The organism is Paenibacillus sp. 32O-W, assembly GCF_007679495.1.
GTDB classification, from domain to species: Bacteria; Bacillota; Bacilli; order Paenibacillales; family NBRC-103111; genus Paenibacillus_L; species Paenibacillus_L residui.
The window spans coordinates 20,456-27,514 of record NZ_VEGP01000075.1 but is presented as its reverse complement, the minus strand read 5'-3'; the positions used below and the strand labels follow the sequence as shown (position 1 = coordinate 27,514).

Genomic DNA, 7,059 nt, shown 5'->3' with positions numbered 1-7,059 from the left:
ATTGGGTTACTTTTCCTGTATGCACCTTTAACCTTTATTCCCATGAATTTTTCGACAAGAACTTTTCACTGTCCAGTAAATTCAATGAGCAAAATAATGGATTCAATACTTTTGATGCTATAGAAGATGGTGGAATTAATATCCAAATAACCTGGAGCAATGGCCAGGAGGAATTTAATGAAGTTATTATATTAAATAGGGATTCTTGAATGATATGTTACGATTCGCGAAAAAATGGCTTTGTCCGTATAAAATATGGTCGATGTTCGGAGGAAGCAGAAATAAGGTAATCACCGTTATCAAATGTCAAAATGGACTGGACCTGTAAACGAAAGAGAAACTAGTACGTTCCTTCTCTACGATACAGAGTTTTGATTTTTTCCTCGTTATTTATATAAATTGTCCGGATCCTCGAAAAATAATTTATAAACCTCCATCGAACAGGAGGATCGACTCCATTTAATGGACGTTTTGGGCCCGACTCTATTGTGGTGTTAATGGACTTTTGCTACGAAGCTTAACTTTACTTTTTTGAATGGTTTAGATCTTTGAACGGAGGCACTTTTCTTCGGAACGGAATGATTGCTTTCTTTAGCACCACATATATAGTTCGTGAGAAATTCGAACGGAATAAAAAAATAAATCTGATTTTACTTTGCGAATATCAGACTGTTCAACAAGCCATTTTTCATCTTCAGAATTCTCAACGTGAAACAAAAACCTAAGGACTTAAAACTAGAATGATGTTCATTAAAACTCATTTAGTAAAAATCCCAATTCCAAGATCGTGTTCGTAAAAGAAATGACAAAGGCGTAAGGAAGAGGGGCTTTTATCAATATTGATTCCATGCTTTCCTTCAAGGGAAGCATGCTCCAGAATAGAAGAAGACTTGTAATACTCGGAAATTGGAAAAATACCTGTTTTTCCTGCATTATGCCCCCATCATTCCACCTTGATGTCATTTTGGCGTCCCCCATACCAATGGTAGAACGATCGGGCGGCCTCCAACGGCACATCAGTCACACTGGCGTGATGAACCGGTTTGGCCCGATTAATGGTTTCGATAGACGCGAGGCCCATCCATTTTTGAAATAGGCTCCGGGTTATATGGACTTCTATGACCTTCTCCCGTTTGGACACGAATAAATTGGTAGCCAGACTTCCGGTTTTAAACTGGATGAAGTGATCCTTCAGCAGATACCGCGTGTTGAAGAAATCCAGCAATCTGGACATAACGACAAGAATAAGCAGAGCTATGGATAGCATCCACCAGGCCTGCTCCATTTTCCAAACGGTCGGTTTGAAATAAAACAGGGCAGCCGTTGCCAAGATCCAGATCCAGCTTGGCCGCAGCATGCGCATCCACAACGATTTGGCCGGAAGGCGGAGCATGTTCTGCGAAACCTCGTAGCCCGGTAAAATTTCCGATACCATTTCATAGGCCCGACGGACCGGCAGATAGGGATAGAGGGAATTGACCCCTAGCTCTTCATTACCGGCACTGCCTGCACTGATCAGTTTCACTTCGGCCAGCCCGAGCCATCTTTTCATCAAGGATTGCGAGATTATGACGGCCTGTACCCTTTCTTTTGAAATGGAAAAGGCGGTTTCATCCAGCACACCCTTGGATATATAAATGCGATCTTGATCGGAAGAAATTTGATATTTCCCATATTTAAGAAAGGTCCTGACAATTCCGAAAGCGGTAGAAGCAACGGCGAGGACAATGATGATGATCGTTATCATCCACCAGGAGCTCAGGATACTCTTAAATAATCCCTCGGCTTGTTTTTCCACATGAAAAATATCATCGATTTTGGAATACAAAGACCCGAGAATCGGAATGAGGACCAGGAAGCTTAAGGAAGTAAAGGATGCCTTAATAATGTCCTTCCTCGTCGGCTCGAAATGGATGCTCCGATTCGATATCTGCCGGGGTAATGCCGTTTGGCAAGCAGCCTGCTCCAAATCGCCGCCATTCAAATGCTCCGCTCTTCCGTCCCGGTCGGCGCCTGCTATTTTCGCTTCCATCCGATCGGCTTCCGCTGGGGAAATCACTTCGAATTTAACCGCTGCATCATCACCGGCCATTCCGGTTTCAAAGTGGATGGAGGTTACTTTAAATAATTGATGGAACAGCGAAGTATGACGGTGAACGTTTTGAATTTTGGCGAAAGGAACGGTTTGCTCCGTTTTGTTGAAAACCCCTTTGTACAGATGAAAGGAAACGTCATCCAGCACATATTTATGGGTGAACCATTTCAGTACGATGGAAATAAGCGAAATTCAGAAAACCAGCAAAAAAATAAGCCTGCCATAGATTATAAAGTACGAATCCGAGCCGGCTTTAATCACGAATAAAAAGAGGGCGATAAAACCGGAATTTCTGATCAGCTTCCAAAGGTCGAAAAGGATAAGAAGCGGATGGTATCGCTTGGCTCCAGTCATTGTTCCACTTCCTTAAGCTTTGCATATTGAGCGATCTGATTCCTTAAGTCGATAGCGTCCTGTTTCGGAAGAGCCGGTATGGAATGGGTGGAACCCATCGTTTCAATGGAAACGGAGCAGAGTCCGTATTTTCTGAGCAACGGCCCCTGATTGGTGGCCACCGCTTGAATCTTGGTCATCGGGACAAGCTGATGCTTCTCGAATAATACCCCTGATTTTAACTGCAAAAATTCCTCGCTGACATCGTAACGCCAGTTTTTATAAAGCAGGAACGGGCTGATGAAAGACCAAATCGCTACCGGCACATAGATTGCGGTAATACCGATCAGAATCCAGCCAATCCACTCTTTCCAGGAAAATCGAGCGTCCAGATAAAATAAGACCCCGAGGATAATGAGTACGATCAGGTTAGATAAGATTTCGCGAATGATCCATACCTTGACCGCATCTCTGGATAAACGTTGCTCGGGGGCATTCAATTGAGAATACATACATTCACCGCCTGTATTTGCAAACTCCGTATTTTAATATATCATCTTTTCACGCCGCTTCGTAAAGCATAAATGGCTTTTCCATATATTGCTGCGGTTACCTGAACCGTTATAGGATTTCTACTAATCTATTATAGGTTATCTTTCTTAACTCACCGGAAACGCTCCCTTAAATTATTCTTAACTCGCGTGATAAATTTATAAAACTAAGCCCATTCCTACGGAAACGAAGAAAGGTGTCATGTAAACGAAGCACAGACCCGTGAATCCTACCAAGTTTCTTTTTGTTGTACTAAGTCGAATTTAAGGTAATCTAAATAAATTTATTTGAATTTGCGTGACACCTTTCATTAATAAACTGTCTAAGTAGTTATGAAGTACGTAACTATTTCTTAATTATAAAAAATAGTTCTAAATAACTATCATAAAATAGTTTACATTTTAAGGATAATAATGGATAATAGATACATAAAAGGAAGGAGGATCCATGAATGAAAAAGATTAAGTTGGTTTGCCTTGTTGTTCTACTCTTTTCTTTAACAAGTGTTGGAACTGTATTTGCAAAGGAGGATATTAGTAGTAGTCTAGAGTTTTATGGCTTAAAGGAGATTAAGTCTACAACGGAGATCAAGCGCGAAGGTAATGTAGAAGTCACCATTACTAGGCAAGAATTCAAAGGTAGTAAAGAAGAGTTGGAAGCGGTTATTGAACAAATGAGACAAGAAGGCAGATTTATAATGGAGGTTGATCAAAGTGAAGAGCCTTCTGGGGTGTCCACTCAAGGCTTGAAAATAGGTAACAGCATGAAATATAAAGGGGATAAGTGTTCGAGAGGTTTTGTTTGGGCATGCGTCTATGGTAATGGTGAACTTTCAGCTAATGCCTTTGGCCTTTTGGGCTATACAACGAGCGGCCAAATCATCTCTCAAATTACTAAAGACCCTGAAACTAACTCGAATGTTACGGATTTTGTGTCACGCCCTCGACAAAAAGTGGTAGCATATGGTTTAGTTGGCGGAGAAAGTATTGTTGTTAATACTTACGAATACATACATCCTGATTGGGAGAGTCTTGCAGTTTTTAATTTTCAGGAAAAAGAATTGGCTATACTAGTATACGTAGAAGTTTTTCAAGGTGCCGAATTCAAATACAAAGTTAACGGAGCTAGTCATTCTATGACGTTGTGGGCTGATATAGTACAGGAATAATATTTTTAATAGAACATGCTATTTGAAAGAAAGGTTCTTTAATGGACCTTTCTTTCAAATTTTCTAATCGTTAACAATTATTATAAGTATGTTATAATGTGGAAAATACCAAAAGGAGGGGTTAAATGGGTTCCTCTGCCGGAATGATTGCTATAGTTCCGATTATTTTTATTATCCTGTTACTTGCTTTATTTCTATATGGAGTCTTTCTTGTTGTTAAATTTGCAATAAAACACTCTGGAGTTAACGAAGAACTAAAAAAAGTTCGACAAGAACTACGGAATGTAAAGGATGAGATTATTGAAAAAATGGAAGGACCCAAAAAATGATGTGAAATGCAATCCTTTATCGAGGTATGGTACGAATAACAAGTAATAATTTATCTTGGATTGCTTGAAAAATTTAGCCTTTACAACTCTGATTTTATTGGGATATAATGTTAATCAATTATGGACTCGTTCAGACGAGTCGGACAGGAGGTGAGGTAGGGGATGAATCGCTTTGTTGCCCGTATTCGTATTAGCCAACTGCCGCTGGCATTGTTTGGCATTATCTTTGCTGCAGCATACAACGGGATACGTATGTCCATTTATGCTTATACGAATACAACAATTATGGCGAAAGACTCTCCTGCCTTGACCTGAACGGATGGCTATGTACATTTGAGGCTGCGGGGAAGTGTTCCCTGCGGTCTTTTTTTGTTTAAGCGGCGGTATCCCGCGTCCTGCAAGCCGTCGGAAGGCTTGGGAAACTGCGGGGCCGTTGGTTCCGGTCCGGGGAGTCGGCCGCCCGGAGGAGGATCATAATGATTGTAAGCTTGCAGCAAGTTCAAAAATATTACGGCGCGAATCTGGTGCTGTCGAATGTTACTTTTGAAGTGGGGGAAGGAGAAAGGGTTGGTCTCATAGGCCGCAACGGAACGGGAAAAACAACGATTTTCCGGGTCATGGACGGCACCTTGACGCCCGAGAAAGGCCAGGTGTTCATCCGCAAAGGGGCCCGGATCGGCCTGCTGAATCAGGTGCCGGCTTATGAAGACGGCCGGACGGTTTACGAGGTGCTGGCGGAGGGATATAAGGAAGTAAGGCAGTGGGAAGCGGAAATGAAGGAGCTGGAGGTCCGGATGTCGGACCCCGAGGTGGCTTCGGACGGGAAGCGGCTGAGCGCTCTGCTGGACAAATACGGGAAGCTTCAGGAGCTGTTCGAGCAGAACGGGGGCTATGAGATGGAGGCTTCCATTCAACGGGTGGCAGCCGGCCTGGGCATTCCTGCCGAGCAGTATGACAGGCCCTTCCCCTCGCTGTCCGGCGGGGAGAAGACGAAGGTCGGCCTGGCGGCATTGCTGCTGCAGAGGCCGGACCTTCTGCTTCTGGATGAGCCGACCAACCATCTGGATATGGATGCCATCGAATGGCTGGAGACGTTCCTGAGCTCGTATTCCGGGACGGTGATGGTAGTATCCCACGACCGGTATTTCCTGGACAAAGTCGCAGTCAAGATCATCGAGATCGAGGATGGCGAAGCCTTTGTCTACCATACCAACTATTCGGGGTACCAGCAGGAGAAGGAAGCCCGCCTGCTGAAGCAGTTCGCGGACTATCAAGAGCAGCAGAAGAAGATCAAAAAAATGCAGGAAACGATAAAGCAGCTAATCGAATGGGGAAACCGTGCGAATCCTCCCAATCCGTCATTTCATCGGAGGGCCGCATCCATGCAGAAGGCTCTTGACCGCATGGAGAAGCTGAAACGGCCGATCTTGGAACGCAAGGCTATGGATTTGCAGCTGCAGCAGGAGGACCGTTCCGGACGTCAGGTGATTGAGCTGGACAGGGTAAGCAAAGCCTACGGCGAACAGCGGCTGCTGAACGGAATAGGGGCACGGCTTCTCTATGGCGAGAGGGCCGCCTTGATCGGTCGCAACGGATCGGGCAAGAGCACATTATTGAAGCTGCTGCTTGACCCGGCCGGGAAGGACGAAGGCGAGATCCGCCTGGGTTCGCGCGTACAGATCGGCTATTTGGCACAGGAGGAAACTCCGCCGGAAGAGAATAAAACCGTGCTGCAGTATTTTCGTGAAGAGCTGGCCATGGAGGAAGGAAGAGCGAGGGGAGAGCTGGCGCGATTCCTGTTCTATGGGGCCGACGTGTTCAAGCGTGTGGCCAATCTGTCCGGAGGGGAATGGAGCCGGCTGCGCCTGGCGCTGCTAATGTTCCGCAAGCCAAATCTGCTGCTGCTGGACGAACCGACCAATCATCTCGATATTGATTCAAGAGAAGCGCTAGAGGAAGCATTGGAGGAATTCCCCGGCACCTTGCTGGCGATATCGCACGACCGGTATTTCATCAACCGGCTGGCACGCAAAATATGGGCTCTGGAGCAGGGAACCCTTACCGTTCATGAGGGAAACTACGATGAATACCGGGAGAAGCGGGAGGCGCAGTCCGCAGCAAAGGATGATGTCGCGGTCAAGCAGCAGGTCAAGGAAGCGCGGAGGACCAAACAGGACCCAACGGAAGGAGCGCTGCACAGGCAGCGGGAAACAAGCGGGAGTACGGAAGCAAGCGGCCGGAAGAAGGCGGGCACCCCTGTCGGCGAGAAGCATCTGCCCGGCTCACCGGAGCAGTGGGAGCAGGAGATTTCCGCAGCGGAATCCCGGATTCAGGCACTGGATGAGCAATTGGCCTCCTTGTCTTGGGAATCGGCCGAAGAATGGAATCCGCTTCTTGAGGAACGGACCAAGCTTCAACAGCACCTGGATGAACTCTACCGGATTTGGATGGAGGCCGGGGAGTAGATACAGTCGGAAGGAACGGATAAGAAAAGTTTCCGGAAGAAAGAGAATCTTTGAACAACATCGAACTATAAACAGTGAAAAATGCATATCCGTCATTAGGCACCGTGGACATCAGGA

General features: G+C 45.5%; 7 protein-coding genes. 5 read left to right on the top strand and 2 right to left on the bottom strand.

What is annotated here, in order from left to right; all coding sequences use genetic code 11:
- Positions 1–209: hypothetical protein (locus tag FS806_RS26370; RefSeq protein WP_222126745.1), on the top strand; the 209-nt coding region annotated here is incomplete at its 5' end.
- A gap of 734 nt (positions 210–943) precedes the next feature.
- Here FS806_RS26370 and FS806_RS21935 read toward each other — a convergent pair.
- Both FS806_RS21935 and FS806_RS21930 read right to left on the bottom strand, forming a co-directional pair.
- Positions 944–2,266: a PH domain-containing protein gene (locus tag FS806_RS21935; protein ID WP_313960612.1), complete on the bottom strand. Its 1,323-nt coding sequence runs from the start codon at positions 2,264–2,266 to the stop codon at positions 944–946.
- Between the two features lie 179 nt (positions 2,267–2,445).
- A complete protein-coding gene (locus FS806_RS21930) occupies positions 2,446–2,940 on the bottom strand; it encodes a PH domain-containing protein (RefSeq protein WP_144940938.1) in 495 nt (164 codons plus the stop codon).
- A 491-nt stretch (positions 2,941–3,431) separates the two neighbouring features.
- On the opposite strand from FS806_RS21930, the gene FS806_RS21925 reads away from it, so the two are divergent.
- From FS806_RS21925 to abc-f, 4 genes are all read left to right on the top strand, one after another.
- Positions 3,432–4,148, top strand: coding sequence for a hypothetical protein (locus FS806_RS21925; protein WP_144940935.1), 717 nt, complete (start codon positions 3,432–3,434; stop codon positions 4,146–4,148).
- Positions 4,149–4,273: 125 nt separating this feature from the next.
- Entirely contained in the window at positions 4,274–4,477 is a 204-nt protein-coding gene (locus tag FS806_RS21920; RefSeq protein ID WP_144940932.1) for a hypothetical protein, read from the top strand.
- Between the two features lie 162 nt (positions 4,478–4,639).
- Positions 4,640–4,792 carry a hypothetical protein gene (locus FS806_RS25925; protein ID WP_186328482.1) on the top strand — a complete coding sequence of 51 codons (153 nt, stop codon included), beginning with the start codon at positions 4,640–4,642 and terminating at the stop codon, positions 4,790–4,792.
- Between the two features lie 161 nt (positions 4,793–4,953).
- Positions 4,954–6,942, top strand: a complete 1,989-nt coding sequence (gene abc-f / locus FS806_RS21915; RefSeq protein ID WP_144940929.1) for a ribosomal protection-like ABC-F family protein — start codon at positions 4,954–4,956, stop codon at positions 6,940–6,942.
- Positions 6,943–7,059: the final 117 nt, after the last annotated feature.